Annotated in this window: 24 protein-coding genes and 2 other annotated features; of the genes, 23 read left to right on the plus strand and 1 reads right to left on the minus strand. The window is 48.6% G+C overall.

The window, feature by feature from the left end:
- The first annotated feature begins 4 nt into the window (after positions 1-4).
- The 13 genes from efp (at position 5) to spo0A (ending at position 12,270) form a co-directional block, all read left to right on the plus strand.
- Positions 5-571 (plus strand): elongation factor P, encoded by a 567-nt coding sequence (gene efp / locus ACP26N_RS04810; RefSeq protein WP_012369804.1) that lies wholly within the window; start codon positions 5-7, stop codon positions 569-571.
- 179 nt (positions 572-750) lie between these two features.
- A complete protein-coding gene (gene accB / locus ACP26N_RS04815; protein ID WP_426354901.1) occupies positions 751-1,206 on the plus strand; it encodes an acetyl-CoA carboxylase biotin carboxyl carrier protein in 456 nt (151 codons plus the stop codon).
- 14 nt (positions 1,207-1,220) lie between these two features.
- Positions 1,221-2,573, plus strand: coding sequence for an acetyl-CoA carboxylase biotin carboxylase subunit (gene accC, locus ACP26N_RS04820; RefSeq protein ID WP_131503135.1), 1,353 nt, complete (start codon positions 1,221-1,223; stop codon positions 2,571-2,573).
- A gap of 119 nt (positions 2,574-2,692) precedes the next feature.
- The gene (gene nusB, locus ACP26N_RS04825; RefSeq protein WP_131503134.1) at positions 2,693-3,118 is read left to right on the plus strand and encodes a transcription antitermination factor NusB; all 426 of its coding nucleotides are present in this window, start codon (positions 2,693-2,695) and stop codon (positions 3,116-3,118) included.
- A gap of 65 nt (positions 3,119-3,183) precedes the next feature.
- A complete protein-coding gene (folD, locus tag ACP26N_RS04830) occupies positions 3,184-4,017 on the plus strand; it encodes a bifunctional methylenetetrahydrofolate dehydrogenase/methenyltetrahydrofolate cyclohydrolase FolD (protein ID WP_131503133.1) in 834 nt (277 codons plus the stop codon).
- Positions 4,014-5,357: an exodeoxyribonuclease VII large subunit gene (xseA, locus tag ACP26N_RS04835; RefSeq protein ID WP_426354904.1), complete on the plus strand. Its 1,344-nt coding sequence runs from the start codon at positions 4,014-4,016 to the stop codon at positions 5,355-5,357. Before folD ends, xseA begins: the two co-directional genes overlap by 4 nt.
- Positions 5,335-5,556 (plus strand): exodeoxyribonuclease VII small subunit, encoded by a 222-nt coding sequence (locus tag ACP26N_RS04840; protein ID WP_426354906.1) that lies wholly within the window; start codon positions 5,335-5,337, stop codon positions 5,554-5,556. Before xseA ends, ACP26N_RS04840 begins: the two co-directional genes overlap by 23 nt.
- The gene (locus ACP26N_RS04845; RefSeq protein WP_131973181.1) at positions 5,553-6,422 is read left to right on the plus strand and encodes a polyprenyl synthetase family protein; all 870 of its coding nucleotides are present in this window, start codon (positions 5,553-5,555) and stop codon (positions 6,420-6,422) included. The genes ACP26N_RS04840 and ACP26N_RS04845 overlap by 4 nt, the downstream gene beginning before the upstream one ends.
- A 120-nt stretch (positions 6,423-6,542) precedes the next feature.
- Positions 6,543-8,429, plus strand: a complete 1,887-nt coding sequence (dxs, locus tag ACP26N_RS04850; RefSeq protein WP_131503130.1) for a 1-deoxy-D-xylulose-5-phosphate synthase — start codon at positions 6,543-6,545, stop codon at positions 8,427-8,429.
- Between the two features lie 6 nt (positions 8,430-8,435).
- Positions 8,436-9,242 carry a TlyA family RNA methyltransferase gene (locus tag ACP26N_RS04855; RefSeq protein WP_131503129.1) on the plus strand — a complete coding sequence of 269 codons (807 nt, stop codon included), beginning with the start codon at positions 8,436-8,438 and terminating at the stop codon, positions 9,240-9,242.
- A gap of 142 nt (positions 9,243-9,384) precedes the next feature.
- Entirely contained in the window at positions 9,385-9,834 is a 450-nt protein-coding gene (ahrC, locus tag ACP26N_RS04860) for a transcriptional regulator AhrC/ArgR (protein WP_131503128.1), read from the plus strand.
- A 12-nt stretch (positions 9,835-9,846) separates the two neighbouring features.
- Positions 9,847-11,553, plus strand: a complete 1,707-nt coding sequence (gene recN, locus ACP26N_RS04865; protein WP_131503127.1) for a DNA repair protein RecN — start codon at positions 9,847-9,849, stop codon at positions 11,551-11,553.
- A gap of 3 nt (positions 11,554-11,556) precedes the next feature.
- A complete protein-coding gene (gene spo0A / locus ACP26N_RS04870) occupies positions 11,557-12,270 on the plus strand; it encodes a sporulation transcription factor Spo0A (RefSeq protein WP_131973180.1) in 714 nt (237 codons plus the stop codon).
- 766 nt (positions 12,271-13,036) lie between these two features.
- On the opposite strand, the gene ACP26N_RS04875 is transcribed toward spo0A, so the two are convergent.
- The gene (locus ACP26N_RS04875; RefSeq protein ID WP_131503124.1) at positions 13,037-13,291 is read right to left on the minus strand and encodes a DUF2627 family protein; all 255 of its coding nucleotides are present in this window, start codon (positions 13,289-13,291) and stop codon (positions 13,037-13,039) included.
- A gap of 121 nt (positions 13,292-13,412) precedes the next feature.
- On the opposite strand from ACP26N_RS04875, the gene ACP26N_RS04880 reads away from it, so the two are divergent.
- The 10 genes from ACP26N_RS04880 (at position 13,413) to ACP26N_RS04925 (ending at position 25,678) form a co-directional block, all read left to right on the plus strand.
- Complete coding sequence (locus tag ACP26N_RS04880; protein ID WP_426354910.1) at positions 13,413-15,068, plus strand: sigma 54-interacting transcriptional regulator; 1,656 nt, start codon at positions 13,413-13,415, stop codon at positions 15,066-15,068.
- A 145-nt stretch (positions 15,069-15,213) separates the two neighbouring features.
- A complete protein-coding gene (gene yqiS / locus ACP26N_RS04885) occupies positions 15,214-16,134 on the plus strand; it encodes a phosphate butyryltransferase (RefSeq protein WP_131973178.1) in 921 nt (306 codons plus the stop codon).
- 13 nt (positions 16,135-16,147) lie between these two features.
- Entirely contained in the window at positions 16,148-17,272 is a 1,125-nt protein-coding gene (locus tag ACP26N_RS04890) for a Glu/Leu/Phe/Val family dehydrogenase (RefSeq protein WP_114596335.1), read from the plus strand.
- Between the two features lie 17 nt (positions 17,273-17,289).
- On the plus strand, positions 17,290-18,393 hold the full coding sequence (buk, locus tag ACP26N_RS04895; protein WP_188005255.1) for a butyrate kinase: 1,104 nt from the start codon (positions 17,290-17,292) through the stop codon (positions 18,391-18,393).
- The gene (gene lpdA, locus ACP26N_RS04900) at positions 18,363-19,784 is read left to right on the plus strand and encodes a dihydrolipoyl dehydrogenase (RefSeq protein ID WP_131973176.1); all 1,422 of its coding nucleotides are present in this window, start codon (positions 18,363-18,365) and stop codon (positions 19,782-19,784) included. The genes buk and lpdA overlap by 31 nt, the downstream gene beginning before the upstream one ends.
- Before the next feature lie 13 nt (positions 19,785-19,797).
- Entirely contained in the window at positions 19,798-20,811 is a 1,014-nt protein-coding gene (locus ACP26N_RS04905) for a thiamine pyrophosphate-dependent dehydrogenase E1 component subunit alpha (RefSeq protein ID WP_114596332.1), read from the plus strand.
- Positions 20,808-21,791 carry an alpha-ketoacid dehydrogenase subunit beta gene (locus ACP26N_RS04910; protein WP_131503119.1) on the plus strand — a complete coding sequence of 328 codons (984 nt, stop codon included), beginning with the start codon at positions 20,808-20,810 and terminating at the stop codon, positions 21,789-21,791. Before ACP26N_RS04905 ends, ACP26N_RS04910 begins: the two co-directional genes overlap by 4 nt.
- A gap of 13 nt (positions 21,792-21,804) precedes the next feature.
- Positions 21,805-23,088: a dihydrolipoamide acetyltransferase family protein gene (locus ACP26N_RS04915; protein ID WP_426354914.1), complete on the plus strand. Its 1,284-nt coding sequence runs from the start codon at positions 21,805-21,807 to the stop codon at positions 23,086-23,088.
- A 60-nt stretch (positions 23,089-23,148) separates the two neighbouring features.
- Positions 23,149-23,381, plus strand: a binding site (T-box leader).
- Positions 23,382-23,428: 47 nt separating this feature from the next.
- Positions 23,429-23,671, plus strand: a binding site (T-box leader).
- A 49-nt stretch (positions 23,672-23,720) separates the two neighbouring features.
- Entirely contained in the window at positions 23,721-25,115 is a 1,395-nt protein-coding gene (gene trpE, locus ACP26N_RS04920) for an anthranilate synthase component I (RefSeq protein ID WP_426354916.1), read from the plus strand.
- Positions 25,112-25,678: an anthranilate synthase component II gene (locus ACP26N_RS04925; protein WP_188005257.1), complete on the plus strand. Its 567-nt coding sequence runs from the start codon at positions 25,112-25,114 to the stop codon at positions 25,676-25,678. The genes trpE and ACP26N_RS04925 overlap by 4 nt, the downstream gene beginning before the upstream one ends.
- Positions 25,679-25,683: the final 5 nt, after the last annotated feature.

Here is a 25,683-nt window from a genome sequence, read left to right on the forward strand (position 1 = left end):
TTTCATGGTATCAGTAAACGATTTAAAAACAGGACTTACAATTAAAACATCAGACGGAATGATTTGGCAGGTCCTTGAATTCCAACACGTTAAACCGGGTAAAGGTGCAGCATTCGTCCGGACGAAAATGCGTAACATCCGTAACGGAAACATTCAAGAGATGACGTTCCGTGGTGGTGAACGTGTCGAGCGTGCCCACATCGAACGGAACAAAATGCAATACTTGTATCCGATGGGTGAAACGTATGTCTTCATGGATACAGAATCATATGAGCAATTGGAACTCACAACGGCTCAAGTCGAAGCGGCACTCCCGTTCCTTCTTGAAAACATGGAAGTTCAGATTGCGATCTACAACGGCGAAGTCCTCGGAATCGAACTTCCGAATACAATCGTCATGACGATCGTTGAGGCAGAGCCTGGTGTCAAAGGCGATACAGCATCAAACGTCAAGAAAAATGCGACGGTCGAGACGGGACATATCATCCATGTACCACTCTTCATCGAAGCAGGAGAAAAAGTAACAGTTGATACACGTACTGGTGATTTCACAGGGCGTTACAACGGATAATCCAGCTTTCGAAGCGCCTATTCATCCTCGTCTTGGATGGACAGGCGTTTTTTCCTCTTGTCTTGACTTGCGTCCTTTGGTATGACCAGTTAATATTAGTATTTGAGTAGGCATTAGCACCTGGTATAATATTAAAGTATAATAATAAAGGTGAATGTTGAGATAGGGGATGAAGAAAAATGAAAATCGATCAGTTGAAGCAAGTACTCGAAATGTTGGACCAATCGAGTGTCAATGAACTTTCTCTTGAAACCGATACGTATAAGTTAAAATTAAAAAAACAAAATGATAACATCGTTGTTTCCCATCAAGCACCGGCACCGGCCGCAACACCGGCAGCGCAAGCTCCAGTAGCCGTCACGGAATCAGCAACGGAAGAATCAAATGCTGAAGCAGATACGGTAACGATCAATGCGTTGATGGTCGGAACGTTTTATTCGCGTCCGAATCCGGACAAACCGTCTTTCGTCAAAGTCGGCGATCAAATCGAAGTCGGTCAAGTCGTCTGCGTCTTAGAAGCCATGAAACTATTTAATAATCTGAACTCGGAAGTAGCCGGAACAGTCGTCGAAATTCTCGTCGCAGATGGAGACCTTGTTGAATTCGGACAACCTCTCTTCCGGATTCGTCCTTGAGCGGGGTGATGGCAATGGAAAAACTTTTAATAGCGAACCGGGGCGAGATTGCGGTCCGAATCATTCGTGCGGCAAAAGAACTCGGCATTCAGACGGTTGCCGTTTATTCGACAGCGGACCGGGATGCCCTGCACGTCCGTTTAGCAGATGAAGCATATTGTATTGGAGATGTCAGTTCGACGGCTTCTTACTTGAATGTCACGAATATCCTGGCTGTTGCGACCAATCGGAACGTCACGATGATTCATCCGGGATACGGGTTCCTCGCGGAGAACGTTGATTTTGCCGAGATGTGTGAAGCCTGTGGCATCAAGTTCGTCGGACCGACATCCGCTGCCATCCGTCAGATGGGGATCAAGGATGTCGCGAAACAAACGATGATTGCCTGCGGTGTACCTGTCGTACCGGGTTCTGACGGGACGGTCACGGATGACGAGGCGTTACAACTAGCGGATGAAATCGGCTATCCTGTTATCATCAAGGCAACTGCCGGCGGAGGTGGACGAGGCATTCGTGTCGCCCGTTCACAGGAAGAACTTGTGACCGGTCTGGATGAAACGCGCCGTGAAGCGAAACAAGCATTCGGCAACAGCGAAGTGTATCTCGAACGTTTTATCGAAGAGTTTCGTCATGTCGAAGTCCAGGTACTCGCCGATCGTCACGGAAACGTGATTCATCTCGGGGAACGGGATTGTACCGTTCAACGACGGATGCAAAAACTGATTGAGGAAGCCCCGTCGCCGGCCGTTAGTCCTGAAACACGTTTGAAGATGGGGGAAGCGGCAGTCAAGGCAGCGAAAGCGATTGACTATACGGGAGCCGGGACGATCGAGTTCATCTTTGTTGAAGAGACGGAAGAATTCTTCTTCATGGAAATGAATACGCGAATCCAGGTCGAACATCCGGTGACGGAAATGATCACGGGATTTGATCTTGTGCAGGCGCAGCTCCAGGTGGCGCTCGATCATCCACTGGCTGTTCAGCAACAGGATATTGAATTCCGGGGGCATTCGATTGAATGCCGGATTAATGCGGAAGACCCGGATCACGATTTCCGTCCCCACGCTGGACGGGTCACACAATACGTCGCACCGGGCGGAATGGGCGTCCGGATCGATAGTGCAGTCTATCCGGGGTATATGATTCCTCCGTACTATGATTCAATGGTCGCAAAACTGATTGTTCATGCCGAAACACGTGAAGAAGCATGTGCGAAAATGGAACGGGCTTTATCTGAATTTTGGATCGAGGGTGTCAAAACGACGATTCCGTTCCATCAAAAAGTCTTGGCACATCCGGTATTCCGTCGTGGAACATTTACGACGAAATTTACAGAACGTGAACTAAAAGCAGAAATCGTGAAGTAATCGTGGGCGGGAGTCGATTGTATTTAACTCCCGTCTTTTTGCCGTTCTCTATGTTTTTTGAAAAAAGAATGTGCTAAACTAATTGATTGAGAACGATAAAAAAAGGAGCACGTAAAATCATGATGAAAAGACATATGGCACGCGAACTGGCAGTACAGTCTTTGTTCCAAATGGAACTCTCGGATCTGTCTGCACAAGAAGCCATTGAATTCGCAGTAGAAGGTAAAGAATATGATACGTTTGTTACACGATTGGTCGAGGGTGTCGAAGCCAATAAACCGGAAATTGATCAAAAGTTGCGTGCCGCGCTCGTGAACTGGTCATTTGAACGTCTCGGAAACATTGAACGGACGATTCTTCGTCTTGCGGTGTATGAACTGTTGTTTGAAACTAAAATTCCAGTCCGGGTAACGATCAACGAAGCGATTGAATTGACAAAAGCTTTTGCCGACGAAGAAGCAACAAAAATCGTCAACGGTGTGTTAGGAAAAGTAGCACAAGAAGTGGAACAAAACGGTTTGAAAGAAAATCCGCAAAGCAACTAACTTAAACAGAGAAGTTTGATCAGGCAAAGAGTGAAGTGAATATTTTTTGGGGAGTGGACAAAATCATGGCAGTCGTAATCGATGGGAAACAAGTCGCACAATCGTATCGTTTGAAACTGAAAGAAGAAGTCGCACGTCTGAAAGAACAACGTATTCAACCGAAGCTGACCGTCATCTTAATTGGGGAAGATCCAGCCAGCCAATCGTATGTCCGTGGTAAAGAAAAAGCGGCACAAGAGATTGGTATGGAGTCTGATTTAATTCGACTACCGGAAGAGACGGGGGAATCGGAATTACTTCACTTGATTGAACGTTTGAATGCCGATGCAAGCGTACACGGTATTCTCGTTCAATTACCTTTGCCAAAACATATTGATGAAAGTAAGGTCATCTTCGCCATCGCGCCGGAAAAAGATGTCGACGGATTCCATCCGGTCTCAGTCGGAAAAATGATGATCGGAGAACCAACCTTCTTACCGTGTACACCAAACGGCATTCTTCACCTCATCAAGGAAATGAATGTACCGATTGCCGGTCGTCATGTCGTTGTCGTCGGCCGAAGTCAAATCGTCGGAAAGCCTGTCGGTATGCTGTTCTTGAATGAATCAGCGACAGTGACCTATTGTCACTCGAAAACTGCAGATCTCGGTGCGATGACCCGTCAGGCGGACATTTTGATCGTCGCTGTCGGTGTACCGAAACTGATTACAGCCGATATGGTCAAGCCGGATGCCGTTGTCATCGATGTCGGTGTCAACCGGGTAGACGGGAAGTTGGTCGGAGATGTCGAATTTGAAGCTGTGAAAGATGTCGCTTCGATGATTACACCTGTTCCTGGTGGGGTCGGACCGATGACGATTACGATGTTGCTTCATAACACGATTGAGGCGGCGAAATGACGAATCCTCTTCAGGTTTCCGAACTCGTCCATTACGTGAAGCGGGAACTCGAGAATGACTCGTTGCTCCAACAAGTTCAGGTGGTGGGAGAAGTGTCGAACTTTAAACGACACTCTTCCGGTCACCTTTATTTTACGTTGAAAGACGAACAGTCGCGGATGAAAGCCGTTATGTTTGCCCGCGATGCCGGTCGTGTCAAAACGGACATCCGGGACGGTGCCCGTGTTATCATAACGGCACGCATTTCGGTATATGTCGCGTCGGGTGAGATGCAGCTCTACGTCGAACGGATGATGGAGGACGGTGTAGGTGTCCTTTACGAAGCATATATCCGATTGAAAGAGGATGTCGAAGCCCGAGGGTGGTTTGAAGCGGAACAGAAACTGCCGTTGCCGGCATTCCCGCAAAGAATCGGAATCGTAACATCTCCGAAGGGTGCAGCCTTGCATGATATTGCGACGACGTTACGGCGGCGTTATCCACAAGCTGCCATCGTCTTTGCACCTGTTTTGGTCCAAGGAAAAGACGCAGCACCCCAAATCGTCCGTGCCATTGAAGCGATGAACGAACATCAGGCATGTGATGTGATGATCATCGGTCGGGGGGGCGGATCAATCGAGGAGCTGTGGGCGTTCAACGAAATGTCGGTTGTGACGGCGATTCATCAATCACGAATTCCGATTGTGTCAGCGGTCGGTCACGAAACAGATTTTACGATTTCTGATTTTGTGGCGGATGTCCGCGCGGCGACGCCGACAGCCGCGGCAGAACTTGTGACGCCTGAAGCAGTAGAACTCGAGAAGCGTCTCAATGAGCTGAATCGAAGGTTGACACGACACTACGCTCAGTACATCAACGAACGTAAAGAGCGAGTCAACCGACTGGCAACCAGTTACGGATTGAAATCTCCTCGGGTCTTGTTAGGTTTAAAACAGGAAAGATTGGACCGGGCAGAGATGGGACTTCACCGAATCGGGAAGCAAGTACTTCAGACGAAACAACAAGCGTTGACCAATCAGGTAAATCGATTTGCCCGGATTGCGATGCAGGAACGTCTTGCGGAGCAAGGGAGCCAATTGATTCGGACGCGAAAGCAGCTGGAACGGATTCACACCATCATGCGTTCGAAGCAGGATCGGCTATATCAAATGATTGCCCGACTCGACTCGGTCAGTCCGACGCAAGTCATGCTTCGTGGATATACATACGTCGAGCAGGATGGACGACTTGTCCGCTCCGTAACAGAATTGTCAGATCAGACCTTCCGGGTTCAGTTTCATGACGGGAGTATCCTAGCGAAACGAGAGGATGAAGAAGATGGAAACAGAACAATCCTTTGAAGCGGCTTTAGAGCGATTGGAAGAGATCGTCGAATTACTGGAAGCGGGTGAAGCACCGCTTGAGCAGGCGATGAATTTGTACGAGGAAGGCGTCAAATTGACGGTACTCTGTCAAGGGAAACTGTCGACGGCAGAACAACGGTTGGATCAAATCTTGGAGCAAGATGGCACGTTACGTGAAAAAGGGGGATCACAATGATTGTCTTAACAGAGTGGAAAACGCAAGTGGAACAAGCGCTGGAAACATTCATGAATCGTCTCGAAGCACCGGATCGTCTGCGGGAAGCAATGCGTTATTCGCTTGATGCAGGTGGCAAGCGTGTCCGACCGGCGCTGATTTATGCTGTCCTCGATTCGTATGGGATCGACCGCAAGATGGGTGACGCAGCAGCGGCAGCGCTTGAGATGATTCATACATATTCGTTGATCCATGATGACTTACCGGCGATGGACGATGATGATATGCGACGCGGACGTCCGACAAATCATATTCAATTTGACGAAGCGACGGCGATTCTCGCTGGTGATGCGTTACTGACGAATGCCTTTACCTGTTTACTCGAGACGACGGCCACGGCAGAAGTCAAAGTGAAATTGCTCGAGCGACTTGCAATGGCGGCAGGTGCAGCCGGAATGGTCGGCGGTCAATTAGACGATATGCTGGGGGAGCGCGGCGGAATCAATGACGCGGAAGAACTCGAGTCGATTCACCGTCGAAAAACAGGAGCATTGTTGATTTTTGCAGTCGAAGCAGGTGGTATTTTAGCCGGCGTTACAGAAGCGGATCTCAAACATTTGAAGCGATACGGCCGTCATCTCGGGATCGCGTTTCAGATTCAAGACGACATTTTGGACGTAACCGGAGACGCTGACAAAATTGGAAAACCGGTTGGCAGTGATGAAGGAAATGACAAAGCAACGTATCCGAAACTACTAGGTCTTGACGGAGCGGAACGGGCACTTGCAGCCCAGGTGACGGCAGCAAATGAAGCAATCGAAGCACTTTCCGCCGAAGCGGCACCGCTTAAAGATTTGCTTGACTTCGTCGTCAAGCGTGACCATTAAGAGAGGCGGCGTAGTATGCCGTCTTTTTTTATGCGCCGGGAATGTGGCGTTCGCAAGATTGTTCTAGTACAATGTAGGGTACAAACCATATAAGAATGCAAGGGAAAGAGGCGGTAAGGTATGAAGTTGACAGAGATACAGGATCCGTCATTTTTAAAGCGTATGTCAGTCTCGGAATTAGAACTGTTCGCAGGCGACATCCGACGCTTTTTGATTGAAGAACTAGCAACAACAGGTGGACATCTAGCACCGAATTTAGGTGTCGTTGAACTGACGTTAGCGCTTCACCGTGAATTTGACAGTCCAAACGATAAATTCGTCTGGGATGTCGGACACCAAGCGTACGTGCATAAAATTCTGACAGGACGGGCAGGTCAGTTTGATACGTTACGTCAACACAAAGGGTTGTGCGGGTTCCCGAAACGCAATGAGAGTATCCATGATGTCTGGGAAACCGGACACAGCTCGACTTCACTTTCGGCAGCGATGGGGATTGCTGTGTCGAATGAGTTAAAAGGAAACGATGACCGGGCAATTGCTATCATCGGAGATGGTGCGTTGACAGGCGGAATGGCACTTGAAGCCTTAAACCATATCGGAGCCGAACAACAAAACGTCATCGTCATCTTAAACGACAACGAGATGTCCATTGCACCGAATGTCGGAGCAATGCACCAAATGTTAGGAAGAATCCGTTCTTCCCGCAAAGTCCGTTATGCGCAAGATGAACTGGAAACGTTGATTAAAAAAATTCCTTTGATCGGCGGGAAGCTAGAAAAAGGCGGAGAGAAAATCAAGGAAGCTGTCAAAGGGGCACTTGTTCCCGGCATGTTCTTTGAAGAACTCGGTTTCAATTATTACGGACCGGTCGATGGTCATGATCTGAACGATTTAATTGAACAGCTGAACTACGTGAAGAAAGAAGAAGGACCTGTCCTGCTTCATGTCATCACGAAAAAAGGAAAAGGATACCGTCCTGCTGAATACGACGGCATCGGCACATGGCACGGCCTTGGACCGTACAAGATTGAGTCGGGTGAAGTCATTAAAGGGAAATCAAAAGCACCAAGCTATTCGTTTACAGTAGCAGATACATTGACGAAGATGGCCCGTGAGGACGACAAATTGACACTGATCACGCCGGCCATGAGCGTCGGATCAAAACTCGATTGTTTTGAGAAAGAATTCCCGGAGCGGATGTTTGATGTCGGTATCGCGGAACAACATGCCGTCACGTTCGCTGCCGGTCAGGCAACACAAGGAATGAAACCGGTCGTCTCGATTTACTCGACATTCTTCCAGCGCGCATACGACCAGCTCGTTCATGACGTTGCACGTCAGAACCTCGATGTTACGTTTACGATTGACCGTTCTGGTCTCGTAGGTGCTGATGGCGAGACACACCAAGGTGTCTTTGATATCGCCTTTATGCGCCACGTGCCAAATATTCGGATTGTCATGGCGAAGGATGAGAATGAACTGCAACACCTTCTTTATTCGGCTGTTAAACACGAAGGACCGATTGCTGTCCGTTTCCCGCGTGGAGAAGGAATCGGTGTGCCGATGGATGAGACACTTCATGAGATTTCGCTTGATACATGGGACGTGGAGCGTGAAGGAACGGATGTCGCCATCATGGCGTTTGGTCCACAAGTGCAAGACGCCCTGAAAATCGCGGAACTTCTTGAAGGAGAGTTATCGGTACGGGTCATCAATGCCCGGACGATTAAACCACTGGACGAAAAAATGTTGACGGCTTTATATGCAGAAGGCATTCCACTCGTGACGCTTGAAGAAGCGGTGCTTAAAGGCGGATTCGGTTCAGCTGTTCTCGAACATGCCAATGAACAGGAAGCTTTCCCGCGCGTCAAACGATTTGGTATTCCGGACTGGTATATCGAACACGGCGGCGTCAACGAATTGTTAGAAGAAATCGGATTATTGCCTGGACAAATTGCGGAAGAAGTTCGTTCGTTTGTCAATCAAGGAAAGAAACAGAGTGTGTAACGATTCATGGAAACTGTAAAAAAAATCCGCCTCGACGTCTTACTCGTCGAGCGCGGTTTATGTGAAACACGTGAAAAAGCAAAACGGACCATCATGGCAGGTCTTGTATTCAGTGGAACGGAACGACTCGAAAAAGCCGGTGAAAAAGTGAAATCAGACATCGATTTGACGGTTAAAGGTCAAGTCATGCCATATGTCGGTCGTGGCGGATATAAGATGGAGAAAGCACTTGCTGTATTCGATATCGATGTATCCGGACGGATTGGTCTTGATATCGGCTCTTCAACAGGCGGTTTCACGGATTGTGCCTTACAAAACGGAGCTGCACATATGTATGCGCTGGATGTCGGTTCAAATCAACTGGATTGGAAGTTACGGTCGGACGATCGTGTGACGGCGATGGAGAAAACAAATTTCCGTCATGCGACGCCAGACATGTTTTCGATTCAGCCAAGCTTTGCGACGATTGATGTCTCCTTCATTTCGCTCCGATTAATTCTTCCGCCCTTAAAAGCCATTCTAGCTCAGGGTGGGGATGTCATCGCGCTCGTCAAACCGCAGTTTGAAGCAGGACGGGATGATGTCGGTAAAAAAGGAATCGTTCGGGATGAACGGATTCATGAACGGGTACTCAAAGAGATGGTGGATTTCTTCGTTCGCGAAGGATTTTATGTCAAACAATTAGATTTCTCACCGATTACCGGTGGTGAAGGCAACATTGAGTTTCTCTTGCACGCCGAGCTCAAGACACCGGGAATGGAAGAGTCGGTTGATCCACTTGAAACCGTCCACCTGGCACATGCCGCGTTATAAGTCCAATCGATTTTTGAACAGACTCCGTCAAAGATGATGGAGTCTGTTTTTGATTTGTCAGGAATGAATAGGGCAAGCATGGACTTTTATCGAATTATTGGATTACAATAGTATCAGTGAAGAAAAACTGTGAGGTGCAAGGATGACAAAGGGGCAACGGTTAATCAAGATTCGGGAAATCATTACGCAGTCAGAAATCGAAACACAAGATGAGTTGGTCGAGGAACTTCGAAATGCAGGGTATAAAGTAACGCAGGCTACCGTCTCTCGGGACATTAAAGAACTCCATCTCGTAAAAGTACCGTTAAATGATGGACGATATAAATACAGTTTACCTGCCGATCAGCGGTTCAATCCACTTGGAAAGTTACGCCGGTTACTCGGAGATAGCTTCATCTCGATTGATTCTGCTCAAAATTTGATTGTCATGCATGTCTTACCGGGGAATGCCAACGCATTAGGTGTCCTCTTTGATCATTTAAACTGGCCGGAGTTGCTCGGTACGGTCTGTGGAGACGATACGATACTGATGATTACGCGAAACGAAGAAGCAGCAACGGAAGTGACTGAACGTATTTTAGGAATGTTGTAAGGAGTTGACAAGATGTTAGCTGAACTATCGATAAAACAATTTGCAATCATTGACCAGCTACAGATTGATTTTAAAAAAGGTATGACGGTCTTGACCGGAGAGACAGGAGCCGGCAAATCGATCGTGCTGGATGCGATTGGATTACTGATCGGTGGTCGCGGGTCTGCTGAATTTGTTCGGTACGGTGAGGACAAGGCTGAATTAGAGGGTCTTTTCATGATTGAAGACGGTCATATGGCGTATTCGTTAGCCGAAGAGTACGGGATCGACATGGAAGACGGCATGATTATTTTACGACGTGATTTGTTTGCTTCCGGAAAAAGTGTCTGTCGCGTCAATCATAAATTAGTCACGTTGACGATTTTGCGGGAATTCGGACGGGCGCTTGTCGATCTGCATGGTCAGCACGAACATCAACATTTGATGGAAAGTACGTATCATCAAACGATTTTGGATGATTTCGGACATGCGACGATTGCTCCGATTCTCGAACGGTATCAAGAACGTTTTCAGCAGTATGAAGAAAAACGTGATGCCTTACAAGCGTTGGCGCAAAGCGAGCAGGAATTAGCGCAACGCATCGATTTGCTGTCCTTTCAAACGGAAGAAATCGATAGTGCGAAACTCCGAAAAGGAGAAGAAGAAGAGTTGTTGAGCGAACGAAACCGGTTAGCGAACTTCGAAAAGCTTCATGCTTCTCTCAGTGCGGCTTACGATGCGTTGCATGATGAACGACGCGGTATCGATTCCGTAGGAGACGCGATGCGTGAATTGCAGCAGGCTTCAAGTATCGATGACGAGTTTTCAGGTCAAAGTGATACCCTGGCGAATGCATTTTATGCGATGGAGGAAGTCGGGTATGCGGTCCGTGATCAACTGGAGACATTAGAGTTTGATTCGAATCGGCTTGATGAAATCGAACTCCGTCTATCCGTATTCCAACAGTTGAAACGGAAATACGGGGCGACGATTGAAGAAGTCATCGCCTACGGGAAAAAAATCGGTGTGGAACTGGATGCGATGACAAACCGGGATGAGCGGATTGAGAAACTGAAAACAGAAGTGGAACAGTTGGAAACGGAACTGTTCGAGATCGGTGGCGAGTTGTCCCAAGTCCGGAGAAAAGAAGCTCATCTTTTAGGTGAGGCGATTCATCTCGAGCTGCGTCAGTTGTATATGGAAAAAGCCCGGTTTGAAATTCGTTTCCTACAGGACGGAAAGGTACCGACTTTACGTAGAAACGGAATCGATTTCGTTGAGTTCTATATCATGACGAATGCTGGAGAACCGTTTAAATCACTTGGAAAAGTTGCTTCAGGCGGCGAATTGTCACGTATCATGCTTGGTCTGAAATCGATTTTCTCGCGTTCAGTCGGTGTAGCATCCATCATTTTTGATGAGGTGGATACAGGCGTATCAGGACGTGTCGCTCAAGCGATGGCGGAAAAGATTTATCGTCTGTCGATCGACAGTCAAGTGTTGTGTATCACTCACTTGCCTCAAGTCGCTTCCATTGCGGATCAACATCTGTATATCCGGAAAATCGAAGAGACGGACCGGACGACGACACAGGTCAACGTTCTGACGGATTCGGAGCGCGGAAATGAACTGGGACGGATGATTTCCGGTACACATATGACGGATTTGACGTTGCGTCATGCGGAAGAACTGATGGAACAGGCAATGCATATGAAGGAATCGCTTAAAAATGGGGTGTAACAATTGATTAGAGTGGGGATTGCAGATGATAACCGTGAGATGGTCGAATTGATTCGGCAACATCTATCTGCCCAAGAAGACATGGAAGTGGTATGTGTCGCCTATAATGGCGAGAGTTGCCTCGAGAAATTGGAACATGTCGAGACGGACGTCCTGTTATTAGATATCATCATGCCTCATCTCGACGGGTTAGGTGTCTTGGAAGCATTGATGAATCAAAAGAACAGTCCGGCTGTCATCATGTTAAGTGCGTTCGGAAAAGATGAAGTATCGCAACAAGCGGTTTCACTGGGCGCTGCCTACTTTTTATTAAAACCGTTTAGTCTGGATCAACTCGTCAATAAAATCCGCCTGGTCGTTCACGGTGTTCAGACGAACCAAGCAGAACCGGTTGAAACGAAAGTCGGAACCACGCTACGGGAAATTGGGATCGCTCCGCATATCAAAGGGTTCACGTACTTAAAAGATGCCGTCTTGATGGTACTCGAACGAGAAGATTTATTGGGGTTGATCACAAAAGAGTTATACCCGATGATTGCTAAAAAACATGAAACAACTTCTTCTCGTGTCGAACGGGCGATGCGTCATGCGATTAAGTCGGCCTGGAAAGAAGGTATGAGTGAACATACCTTATTCAACGGACGGATTGAACAACAGAAAAGTCCAAAAAATTCCGAGTTCATTTCTTATGTGTCAAACCATATGAATGGATCTTGAACAGAGAAAAATCAGGTTTGTGCGGATGAACGTATCCGTATAATCCTGATTTTTTTTACTAGATAAATAAAAACTGAATATTCATTAAATAAATGTTGCATAAACTGAAATGTTTGTTATAATAAAGGTACCAAATGATTTGGAAAGACGTCAGATGAACGTCGAGTTGAATTGGTTCCCGGAAAACCGTTCAACACATTTCATCTCAGGTCGCCACCTGTAAACGGCTCAAGAATGATGGACGACATTCTCTTGGTAGAGTTTTTACCAAGGCATTTCATATCTTTTTTGGAAGATTTATTTCAAACAGGTATGAAACTTCACGATTTCGAAGCAAGGAAAAAGTGGAGGGTAACGTAAAATAAACGTCCAAAGCAAGACCAAGCAAGACCAAGCAAGACCAAGCAAGACCAAGCAAGACCAAGCAAGACCAAGCAAGACCCGTAACAAGTACAGTTCGTGAAAAGGAGTGTTGTCTAGCAGTGAATGTTAGCAACCGAATGATCGACTGCGTTAAGCGGATGACATTATGCTTCACCTAGGTCCAAGTAAAGTCAGATGATGGAGTAGCTATATCTTTCTATCGATCGCCCGATAGCCAAATCTGATTTCTTTCAACCTCTTCATTAAGAGGACAACCTATGGTTTTGAAGTACACGAATAGTTCTACTATGAGAGGAGTTCATCCGTAAGTGAAACCAACTTTATATGAATAAAAGGTCCCGCGCTTGAAATGAGTTCAAGAGATGGGGACCTTTTTGTGTGCTTATTTTTTTTGATAACGATCCGATACTTTGCCACGTTTACGATCGCGGTAAAAAACATAACCTGCGACGAAACCGATGCCACCAATAGCTAACGCTAAACCGGTGAACCCTTGTAAAACATATACATAGGCAGAATCCCCTAGATACCGGAAGGGAAACTGAGCTTTTAAGAAAACACTGTCCCGCATCAACTTGATGCCAATGGCACCGATGATGCCCGGGATGAATAAAGATAATAGACCGATGATTCGCATGATTGTGACCCCTTTCCAAGCGTATTGTATCAGAAAATCCAGATGACTGCGAATTCGATTTGCCCTCCTGTTTTAATACAGGTAGGATAAAGATGTAAGCAGTTTCAAAGGGGGAATCAGAATGCATCATCTCTTGATTGTTGGTGCGGGGCGCGGTGGAACAGAAGTATTACATGCTTTTCAACGTTCGCCTTTGTTGACGGTTATCGGGGTCGTCGATTCAGACGAACACGCGACAGGCGTTCAACTCGCAAAACGGGGACAAATCCGGGTAGAAAAAACTTGGGCGGCTTTTCAGGGAACAGCCATTGATTTTATTATTGACGCGACCGGAGAACACGGTGTGCTTGAACAATTGATTCATTATTTTCCGGACGCCGCCGTTTTACCGGGAGAATTCGTTCGTGTGTTACTGGAACGGCTGGCAGAAAAGGAGCGGATGCTCGAAGCGATCATTCATTGTACGAGCGAAGCGATTTCAGTCGCTGATCAGGCGGGTGAGACGATGCTGATCAATCCGGCATATACGCGAATGACCGGTTATACAGAGGATGACGTCATCGGTAAACCGGCAAGTGCTGATATCGGGATGCAGGAATCTGTCCATTTACGGGTACTCGAAACGGGGGAAAGTGTCCGCGATGCCCGGATGAAGATTGGTCAAGACAGACGGGATATTATCGTGAATGCAGCTCCTGTCGTCGTTGATGGTCAAGTACGGGGATCCGTTGGTGTCATTCGGGATATCTCGGAAATGAAGGCATTAACGAAAGAACTGAAAGCTGCCAAACAAAAAATCCGGACGCTTGAAGCGAAATACACGTTTGATGACATCATCGCCGAAAGTGAATCGATGCGTTTTGTCGTCGATCAGGCGAAGCTTGCAGCGACGATGCCGGTCAATGTCTTAATCCGGGGAGAATCCGGTACCGGAAAGGAATTGTTTGCACATGCGATTCATGCTGCAAGTGATCGTCGGTATGAACAATTCGTCCGGGTCAATTGTGCAGCGATTGCACCGAGCCTGCTTGAAAGCGAGTTGTTTGGTTATGAAGACGGAGCGTTCTCGGGAGCCCGTCGTGGCGGGAAACGAGGGTATTTCGAAGAAGCGCATGGCGGCTCTCTGTTTTTAGATGAGATTGGTGAACTGCCGCTTGATGTCCAGGCGAAGTTGTTACGGGTGTTGCAAGAAAATGAAGTCGTTCGAGTCGGCGGAGCTAAAGCGGTCCCGGTCGATGTCCGAATCATTGCAGCGACGAATGCCAATCTCGAGCAAAAAATCATCACCGGGGAATTCCGGGAAGATTTATATTACCGCATCAACCGGTTACCGATTCATATTCCGGCTCTCCGTGAACGACCTGACGATCTTGCGCCATTGACGACACATCTGTTGCGTAAATTAAATCAAAGTTACGGACGATCCGTCGAACGGGTTTCCGAAGACGCTTTGGATGCCATTCGAAAACAGACGTGGAAAGGAAACGTCCGTGAACTCGAAAATGTCATCGGACGTGCACTGATTTTTACGGATAAAACGGAGCAGGTCTTACGAAAAGGTCATTTGCAACTGGTAGTTTCGACGCCACCTAAACGATCGGAACGTCCGAAAAAAGAAATCAAACACCTGTCGGATGAGATGTCGCACGTGGAAGAACAATTGATTCGGGAGGCGCTTGATGTTGTAAATGGAAACAAGACTGAAGCGGCTAAACAATTAGGCATCTCTTTACGAGCTCTTTATTACAAAGTGGAGCGGTTTAATATCCGATGTTGATTTGCAGTTTATTGCATGCAACATATTGCAAATAAATGCAATTCCATGCAAAAATAAAGGAGTGAATGTTGGTATATCGTCGTTTTAAAATTGGCATGAAAATTGCTATTAAATAAAGAGAATGACAGGTAAGGGGGGAAATGGCTTGAGGTTTGAACAGATGGTTCAGCAGGCAGCAGATCTTGAAGATGCAGTCGTTGCGATTGCATCAGCAGATGATGAAGAAGTAATGGATGCCGTGGCGTTGGCAATTGAGAACGATTTAGCCCGTTTTCATTTGTTTGGGGATGCGACACGTATTCAAAAAATGATCCATGATCGGCAGCTGAGTGAGGCGCAATTCGTCATCACGCATACGGCCACGGCACAAGAAGCAGCCGAGCGTGCCGCTTATGCCGTCCGCAAAGGGGATGCGGATGTCTTGATGAAAGGACTCGTTCCGACGGCAACGTTCATGAAAGCCGTCTTAAATAAGGAAACGGGTTTACGGTCAGGAAATGTGTTGTCCCATGTTGCGTTGTTTGAAGTACCGGGACGGGAGACAGCTATCGGATTGACCGATGCTGCGATTCATATCGCACCGACACTGGAAGATAAAGTCCACATCATTGAAAACGGAGTGACCGCACTTCGGGCAGTCGGATACTCCTTGCCGAAAGTGGCGGTGTTAGCGGCTGTCGAAGTCGTTAATCCGACGATGCCGGCAACGATTGATGCTGCCTTACTGACACAAATGAATCGACGCGGACAAATCAAGGATTGCCTTGTTGACGGTCCACTCGCTCTCGATAATGCTGTCAATTTAGAAGCGGCGAAACAAAAGGGATTGACAGGAGACGTTGCGGGGGCAGCCGATCTACTCGTCGTTCCGCAAATTGAGGTCGGAAACGTGATTTATAAATCACTGATGTATTTTGCGCACGCTTCGGTCGCCGCTATCTTGGTCGGAGCTAAAGCACCGGTCGTCTTGACGAGTCGGGCCGATACGGCGGAAGCGAAACTGTATTCATTGGCCTTTGCTTTACTTAATGCGCAGCCTACCAAAAAAATCAAGCAAACAATCTAAGGGGGAACTAACGATGGTTGAAACAAACGTAGAAGCACGATTCAGTATTTTTGAAACAATGGCAATGGAAGATTACGAACAGGTCGTTTTTTGTCACGATAAAGTCTCAGGGTTAAAAGCCATCATCGCGATTCATGATACGACACTCGGACCGGCACTCGGCGGACTCCGGATGTGGAACTATGCGTCGGATGAGGAAGCCTTGATTGATGCGTTACGATTGGCAAAAGGCATGACATATAAAAATGCCGCAGCCGGTCTTAACCTTGGTGGCGGGAAAGCCGTGATCATCGGTGATGCGAAGACTCAAAAATCAGAAGCGTTGTTCCGTGCATTCGGTCGTTACGTACAGTCGTTAAACGGACGTTACATCACAGCGGAAGACGTCAATACGACAGTAGCCGATATGGATTACATTCATATGGAAACGGACTTCGTAACAGGCGTCAGCCCGGCATTCGGATCAAGTGGTAATCCGTCACCTGTCACGGCGTACGGTGTTTACCGCGGGATGAAAGCTGCAGCCAAAGAAGTGTACGGTACAGATTCACTCGGCGGAAAAACAATCGCGATTCAAGGCGTTGGTAACGTTGCCTTTAACTTATGCCGTCATCTGCACGAAGAAGGCGCAAAATTGATTGTCACGGATATCAATCAAGATGCGTTACGCCGTGCGGAAGAAGCGTTTGGTGCTTTGGTCGTCGGACCGGATGAAATTTATAGTGTCGATGCTGATATCTTTGCACCGTGTGCCCTGGGTGCGACATTAAATGATGAGACGATTCCACAACTAAAAGTCAAGATCATTGCCGGTGCCGCGAACAACCAACTTAAAGAAGACCGTCATGGGGACATGCTTCAGGAACGCGGTATTCTCTATACACCAGACTTCGTCATCAACGCAGGCGGCGTCATCAATGTGGCGGACGAACTCGACGGGTATAACCGGGAACGTGCGATGAAAAAAGTGGAACTGGTCTATGATGCAGTAGCGAAAGTCATCGAGATTGCAAAACGTGATCATCTGCCGACTTACCGGGCAGCGGAAAAAATGGCGGAAGAACGGATTGCGACAATGGGCAGTGCCCGCAGCCAGTTTTTACGTCGCGATAAAAACATTCTGGGATCACGCGGTTAAATCAGAGGAGGATTTCAATGAGCGAACGTATTTTAACCATCAATCCGGGGTCAACCTCAACGAAAATCGGAATCTTTGATGGGACAGAGCAAGTGTTTACAAAAACGTTGCGCCATTCAGCTGAAGCGGTCGGAGGACCGCTTTCAGATCAGCTGAAGATCAGACGACAAGTCGTCCTTGATGTGTTGGCACAAGAACGAATTGAATTGAAAGCGCTTACGGCTATCGTCGGTCGTGGTGGTCTGCTTCGTCCACTCGTCAGCGGGACATACAGGGTCAATCAAGAAATGCGTGATGATTTGTTAAGCGGAACGTTTGGCGTTCATGCTTCGAATCTTGGCGGACTGCTTGCGGATGAGATTGGTCAAATGCTCTCGATTCCCGCCTTCATCGTCGACCCGGTCGTCGTAGATGAACTGGAACCGATTGCCCGCCTTACAGGCTTACCTGAACTCGAACGGAAAAGTATTTTCCATGCCTTGAATCAAAAAGCAGTCGCGAAACGGTATGCGAAAGAGATTGGCACACCATACGAGCAGTTACGGCTGATTGTAGCCCATATGGGTGGCGGAATCACAGTCGGTGCTCATCTGAACGGACGTGTGATTGACGTGAACAATGGACTTGACGGAGAAGGTGCTTTTTCACCGGAACGAAGCGGGTCCCTGCCTGTTGGTCAACTAGTAGAACTATGTTATAGTACCAAGTATAAACTCGAGGAAATGAAGCGTCTGGTCGTTGGGTCAGGCGGACTTGTCGCGCACTTAGGCACGTATGATGCGGTCGAAATCGAACGTCGGATTGACGACGGCGATGAAAAAGCCGCTCTGCTGTATGAGGCGATGGCCTACCGAGTTGCAAAAGAGATCGCGGCCCAAAGTGCTGTTTTATATGGTCAAGTCGATGCTGTCATTTTAACGGGCGGACTCGCATACAGTGACCGGTTAACAAAAGCGATTGAAGAACGGATCGCACACATCGGATCTGTCATCCGGATACCGGGTGAAGATGAGTTACGTGCGCTCGCAGAAGGCGTTTTACGTGTACTGCGTCAAGAGGAACAAGTGAAGGAATATGGAGGCGAACTAACATGGCTAGAGAATTCGACGTCGTTGTCCTAGGTGGTGGACCCGGTGGATATGTCGCAGCGATTCGTGCTGCACAAGCCGGGAAAACGGTAGCAATCGTAGAACAAGGAAAACTCGGGGGAACCTGTCTGCATCGTGGATGTATCCCGTCCAAAGCATTTTTAAAGTCGGCAGCCGTCTATCAGACAGTAAAACACGCCGCTACATACGGCGTCGACGTACCGGAATCGTTTTTACGGTTCGAACAGGTCAAACAACGGAAACAAGAGATCATCGATGGTCTCGAATCCGGCATCCAGCATCTGATGAAAAAAGGAAAAATCGAAGTCTTTCACGGCCGCGGTTCGATTCTTGGACCAAGCATCTTTTCACCAATGCCGGGAACAATCAGCGTCGAGCCGGAAGAGGGCGACGGCGAGTTGATCTTACCGCGTCAATTGATTGTCGCGACAGGCTCGCGTCCACGTCCATTGAACGGTCTGGCCTTTGATTCCGAGTATGTGCTTAGTTCGGATGAGGCGCTCGACATGAACGCCTTACCGAAATCGATCGTCATTATCGGTGGGGGTGTCATCGGGATTGAATGGGCGTCGATGTTGACGGACTTTGACGTAGAGGTCACGGTCGTCGAGTTCAGCGACCGGATTTTACCGACAGAAGATCAAGCTGTCAGCCGGGAAGTAGCCCGTCAGCTCAAAAAGCGCGGCGTCAAAATCATGACGAGTGCTGCAGCACAAAGTGACAGTTTCCAGTTAACCGAGTCCGGCGTGACGATTGATGTCGACCGTAACGGCGACAAAACGACGCTTGCGGCAGATAAGTTGTTGGTCGCGATCGGTCGGATGGCGAATGTCGAGGGCATCGGACTTGAAAATACGAACATCGTCGTTGAGAACGGCTTCATCCAGGTGGATGATGAGTTCCGGACGAAGGATAATCACATCTTTGCGATTGGTGATGTCATCGGACGTCTGCAACTCGCTCATGTCGCATCGGCAGAAGGTGCAAAAGCGGTCGAGACGATTGTCAACGGTTCGACGACACCACTGAACTATGCGTTTGTTCCACGTTGTATTTACAGTGTGCCGGAAGCAGCCTCGGTCGGCTTGACGGAAGCTGAGGCTGTCGCAGCGGGACTGGACGTCAAAACGGGGATGTTCTCTTTTAACGGTCTCGGAAAAGCCCGGATTGAAGGGGAAGCGGCAGGATTTATTAAACTCGTTTCCGATGCGAAAACAGATGATTTGGTCGGCGTCCATATCGTTGGACCAAAAGCAACTGAATTAATCAGTGAAGGCGGTCTTGCCCTTGTCCTGAATGCAACGGCATGGGAAGTCGGACAACTCGTCCACCCACACCCTGCACTTTCAGAAGCATTCGGTGAAGCAGCACTTGCAGTTGACGGATTAGCGGTTCACGCCTAAGGAGGAAAAACAGATGGAAAAAATAGAATTCAAAGAGCTCGTCGAACTGGGTTTGACGGAGCAAGATGCGATTCAAATGTTCGAAACGATGGTCCGGGCACGCAAGATTGACGAACGGATGTGGAAGTTGAACCGGGCTGGAAAAATCCCATTCCTCGTTTCCTGTCAAGGGCAGGAAGCGGCCCAAGTCGGCGCCGCTTACGCGCTTGAAAAAGGGACGGACTATATCCTGCCGTACTACCGCGATCTCGGCGTCGTGTTGCATTTCGGTCAGACGTCACGTGACATCATGTTGTCCGCTTTCGCAAAAGCGGAAGATCCGAACTCCGGCGGACGGCAAATGCCGGGTCATTACGGTTCGCGTGCTTTAAACATCGTCACGGGATCTAGCCCGGTGACGACGCAAGTTCCGCATGCCGTCGGGATTGCCCTCGCTGCAAAGATGCGTCAAGAACCGCTTGTCGCGTACGTTTCATTCGGCGAAGGTTCATCGAACCAGGGCGACTTCCATGAAGGGGCGAACTTTGCCGGCATTCATAAATTACCGGTCATCCTGTTTTGTGAAAACAATAAATACGCGATTTCAACGCCGCTTTCGAAACAATTATCGGCGAAACACGTCGCCGACCGGGCAATCGGATACGGGATGCCGGGTGTAACGATTGACGGAATTGACCCGCTTGCGGTCTATAAAGCGGTCAAAGAAGCGCGTGAGCGTGGTCTTCGCGGTGATGGTCCGACGTTGATTGAAGTCGAAGTCGAACGGCTTGTTCCCCATTCATCGGATGATGACGATAAATCGTATCGTTCGGCAGAAGAACTGGCTGAACTGAAAACACGTGACGGAGTTAAACTGTTCCGTGAAAAATTAATTCAGATGGGTGTCTTAACGGAAGAAACGGCACAAGACATCGAAGCGAAACTTGAGCAGGAAGTAGACGAAGCGACGGCTTATGCGGAAGCAGCAGCCTATGATACAGCTGAAAACACACTCCGTTACGTGTACGATGAGGGGGAAACGAAATGACGACATTAAGTTTAATCGAAGCAATCAACAGCGCAATCAAAGAAGAGATGGAACGCGACGAATCGGTCTTCGTCCTCGGAGAAGACGTTGGCGTCCGCGGTGGCGTTTTCCGGGCGACACAAGGATTACTTGAACAGTTCGGGGAAGCACGTGTCATCGACGCACCGCTCGCTGAGAGTGCAATCGCCGGTGTCGGAATAGGGGCTGCGATGTACGGGATGCGACCGATTGCTGAAATGCAGTTTGCTGATTTCATCATGCCGGCCGTCAACCAGATCGTCAGTGAAGCGGCGAAAATCCGTTACCGTTCGAACAATGACTGGTCGTGCCCGATCGTCATCCGGGCACCGTTCGGCGGCGGAATTCACGGCGCACTTTACCACTCACAATCCGTCGAAGCGATGTTCAATTCGACACCGGGCTTAAAAATCGTCATTCCGTCGAATCCGTACGATGCTAAAGGGCTGCTAAAGGCAGCAATCCGTTCGAATGATCCGGTGTTGTTCTTTGAACATAAGCGCGGATACCGTCTCCTGAAAGGTGAAGTACCGGAAGAGGATTATATCGTTGAAATCGGCAAAGCTGATGTCAAACGGGAAGGCGAAGATTTGACGGTGATCACGTACGGTCTTTGTGTTCAATTCGCCCTTGACGCAGCGGCACGTCTTGAGAAAGACGGCATCGATGTTCATATTCTTGATTTACGGACCGTTTATCCGATTGACCGGGAAGCGGTCGTCGAGGCAGCCCGGAAAACCGGAAAAGTCTTGCTCGTGACAGAGGACAACAAAGAAGGCAGTGTCATGAGTGAAGTATCCGCCATCATCGCAGAAGAAGCGTTGTTTGATCTCGATGCACCGATCGAGCGTCTCTGCGGTCCGGATGTACCGGCGATGCCATACGCTCCGACGATGGAGAAATTCTTTAACGTCTCGAGTGAAAAAATCGAGGACAAAATCCGGACGCTGCACGCGTACTAAGGAGGAAACGTCAATGAAAACCGAAACATTAACGATGCCACAGCTTGGTGAGAGTGTAACGGAAGGGACGATTTCCCTTTGGCTCGTCAAACCAGGTGATACGGTCAAAAAGTATGATCCGATTGCGGAAGTCATTACTGATAAAGTCACGGCAGAAGTACCGTCGTCGTTTGACGGCGTCATCGACAAACTGCTTGCTGAAGAAGGAGATACGCTGCAAGTCGGAGAAGCAATCGTAACCTTGCAAGTCAGCGGCGGATCGACAGAAGTCGCGGCAACGGAAGAAGCTGTTCCGGCGATTGAAGAAACGCCGGTCTCGAGTGATCAGTCGATGAAGAAACGTTATTCACCAGCCGTTTTGAAGTTGTCGGCTGAACACGGCATCGATTTGGAACAGGTTTCGGGGACGGGTGCCGGTGGCCGGATTACCCGGAAAGACTTGTTAAAAATTGTCGAAACCGGACAAATCAAGCAACCGGATACAGTCGAAGCACCGACGATTGAGTCGGTTCCGGCAGCAAAACCGGCTGAGCAACGGGAATCCGCGCAACCGTCACGTCCGCAAGCAGCTAAATCAACTGCAAGCACGACAGAAGACGGAGACATCGAAATTCCGACAGCGGGTGTCCGCCAGGCAATCGCAACGAACATGGTCCGTTCTAAGCACGAAGCACCGCATGCCTGGTTAATGATTGAAGTTGACGTGACAAACTTGGTTGAAGCCCGGAACCGCCATAAAGACGCTTTCTTCAAACAAGAAGGCGTAAAATTGACATTCCTGCCGTTCTTCATGAAAGCCACGGTTGAAGGCCTAAAGAAACATCCGATCATGAACTCGACATGGGCGGGTGACAAGATCATTCAGAAAAAAGCGATCAACCTGTCACTGGCAGTCGCGACACAGGAAGCTTTATTCGTACCGGTCGTCAAAAATGCCGACGAGCTCAGCATTAAAGGACTTGCCCGGTCGATTGATGATTTCGGTAAACGCGCGCAAGCCGGACGCCTGTCATCAAGCGAAATGCAGGGCGGAACGTTTACGGTCAACAATACCGGATCATTCGGATCGATTCAGTCAGCACCGATTCTGAACTTCCCGCAAGCCGCAATCTTATCCGTCGAATCGATCGTTAAACGTCCGGTCTGGGTCAACGGGATGTTCGCAGCACGCGATATGGTCAACCTCTGTATGTCGATTGACCACCGGGTGCTCGATGGACTCGTGGCCGGTCAATTCCTGCAGACAGTCAAACAGTCACTCGAATCAATTGACCCGAATCAACTGTCTTTATATTGATTCAGACAAATCTGTTGACAGAAAACGGTTTCCAACGTAACATAAAAACAATTAAACAATACAGACGCAATGACGAAGAGAAGTAACCTATGAAACGATTCAAGAGAGCTGATGGGTGGTGCGAATCAGTATCGGGAAACAGGTGAATGGACTTCTGAGCATCAGACCGAACTTACAGTAGGCTCTGACGGGTACCTTCCGTTATCAGGGACGACGAATCAGGGTGACCGGTTCGTTCGAGGGGACTAGCACTAGTCAACGAAGGTGGTACCGCGGGTTTTCCCGTCCTTCATGTTTATCATGAATGGATGGGAAAACCCTTTTCGTATTCAATTGAATAAATAAATCGATGAATGAGTTAAGTAATCAGACAAATCGTTGTTTCAGAGAGCGGAAGAATGGTGGGACTTCCGTACAAGGATGTGTGATGAATGGTCTCATGAGAGCAGGACTGAACGGTAAGTAGGTCGTGACGGAAGCCCCCGTTATCTCAGGCTACGATGTCTCGTCAAGACGCATCGGAAAGAGTGGGAACGTTTTTGTTCCAATTGTGAGGTGGCACCGCGAGTCTATCGTCCTCCATACGGCATTTGCTGTATGGAGGACTTTTTTTATATCAGGAGGCGAACAGGATGATCGAGACAGAACAATTGATAATCGAACAAATCGAAATGAACGGCGATGAGTTAACACCGATTTCGATCTTTTTACATCTGGAAGGAGACCGGAAATGTCTGCTTGAAAGTTCGGCGAGCGGCGGGAACGGTCGCTACTCGATCATCGGTGTTAATCCGGTTGAACTGCTTCGGGCGGAAGGCAGTCAAGTGACACGACATCATCTTCAGACGGAAGAAACCGTAACGATGACAGGAAATCCGGTCCAACTTCTGCAACAGTCTGTGACACGGGGAACAACGGATTTCGAGGTTCCATTTTTAAGCGGCGCAATCGGCTATGTCGGCTATGATGCGATTCGGGCCTATGAAAACATCGGACCTGTGCCGGACAGTGATCGGAATTTACCGGACGCACTGCTTGCGGTCTATGACGAAATCATTTTATACGATCATTTGGAACACCGCGTGCATTTGATTCATACGTCACTCGGCGGGCTGACCGACCGGCAGGAGATGGTACGGAAGCTGCATATCCGTAAAACGCAGCTCGAACAAACCGGTCAACAGACGCGGATCGAACGGCCGCTTGAAAATATCGTCTACCAACCGCAGATTGAGAAAGAAACGTTCATTTCGCTCGTAGAGCAGGCAAAACAGCATATTCGGCAGGGTGATGTCTTCCAACTGGTGCTGTCACAACGGTTAGACGCAACATTCGCCGGTGATCCGTTCCACTTTTACCGGAAGTTGCGGCAGGACAATCCGAGCCCGTACCTCTTTTACATTGATTTGGGAGAAGTCATCGTCCTCGGCGCATCCCCGGAAAGCCTGGTTCAAGTCAAAGGCCGTCATGTCACGACGAATCCGATTGCCGGGACACGCCCCCGCGGCAAAACAAAACAGGAAGACATACAACTGGCGGATGAGTTACTGAACGACGAAAAAGAGCAGGCTGAGCACCGGATGCTCGTTGACTTGGGTCGAAACGATCTCGGTCAAGTCTGTCAGATCGGCAGCATTCATGTTTCACGGCAAATGGAAATCGAACGCTTTAAAAATGTCATGCATCTCGTTTCCGTCGTCGAAGGAAGACTTGCGGAAGGACGTACAGGAGCGGACGCATTGATTTCCTGTCTGCCGGCAGGTACCGTCTCGGGAGCCCCGAAGATTCGGGCGATGCAGTTGATCAATCAATATGAGACAAAAAAACGGGAAGTCTATGCCGGAGCGGTCGGGTATTTTGATGTCAGCGGAAATCTTGATTTTGCGCTCGCCATCCGGACGATGGTCATCCAACACGGAAAAGCGTACGTTCAGGCCGGAGCGGGTATAGTCTATGATTCTGATCCGACCTTGGAGTATGAAGAGACGTTGCATAAAGCGAAGTCGTTACTGGAGGTCTGGAAATGATTGTACTGATTGACAACTATGATTCTTTTACCTATAACCTGTATCAATATGCAGCCGTCTACGATGAGATCCGAGTCATCCGAAATGATGCGATTGAAGTGAGCGCGATTGCCGACTTGAATCCGGCTGGAATCATCTTATCGCCGGGACCGGGTCATCCGAGTGATGCCGGTATTTGCCTCGACGTGATTGAGACATACTCCGGAAAGATCCCGATACTCGGTGTCTGTCTCGGACACCAGGCAATCGGTCAAGCATTTGGCGGCCGTGTCATCGAAGCGGATGAGATCCGGCACGGAAAGACATCAACAATCCGGCAAACCGGACGATTGTTTACCGGTCTTCCGGAACAACTCGACGTCATGCGTTACCATTCTTTGATCGTCGAGCGGACGAGCTTACCGGAAGTACTGGAAGTGACCGCCGTGACCGATGACGGAACAATCATGGCACTCGAACACCACACACATCCGACATACGGGATTCAGTTTCACCCGGAATCGATCGGAACCCCGTTTGGACAACAAATGATTCAACGATTTATCGAACTGACGAAGGAGTGACAGGA

The sequence above is a fragment of the Exiguobacterium sp. R-39 genome (assembly GCF_049942815.1).
Classification (GTDB): domain Bacteria; phylum Bacillota; class Bacilli; order Exiguobacteriales; family Exiguobacteriaceae; genus Exiguobacterium_A.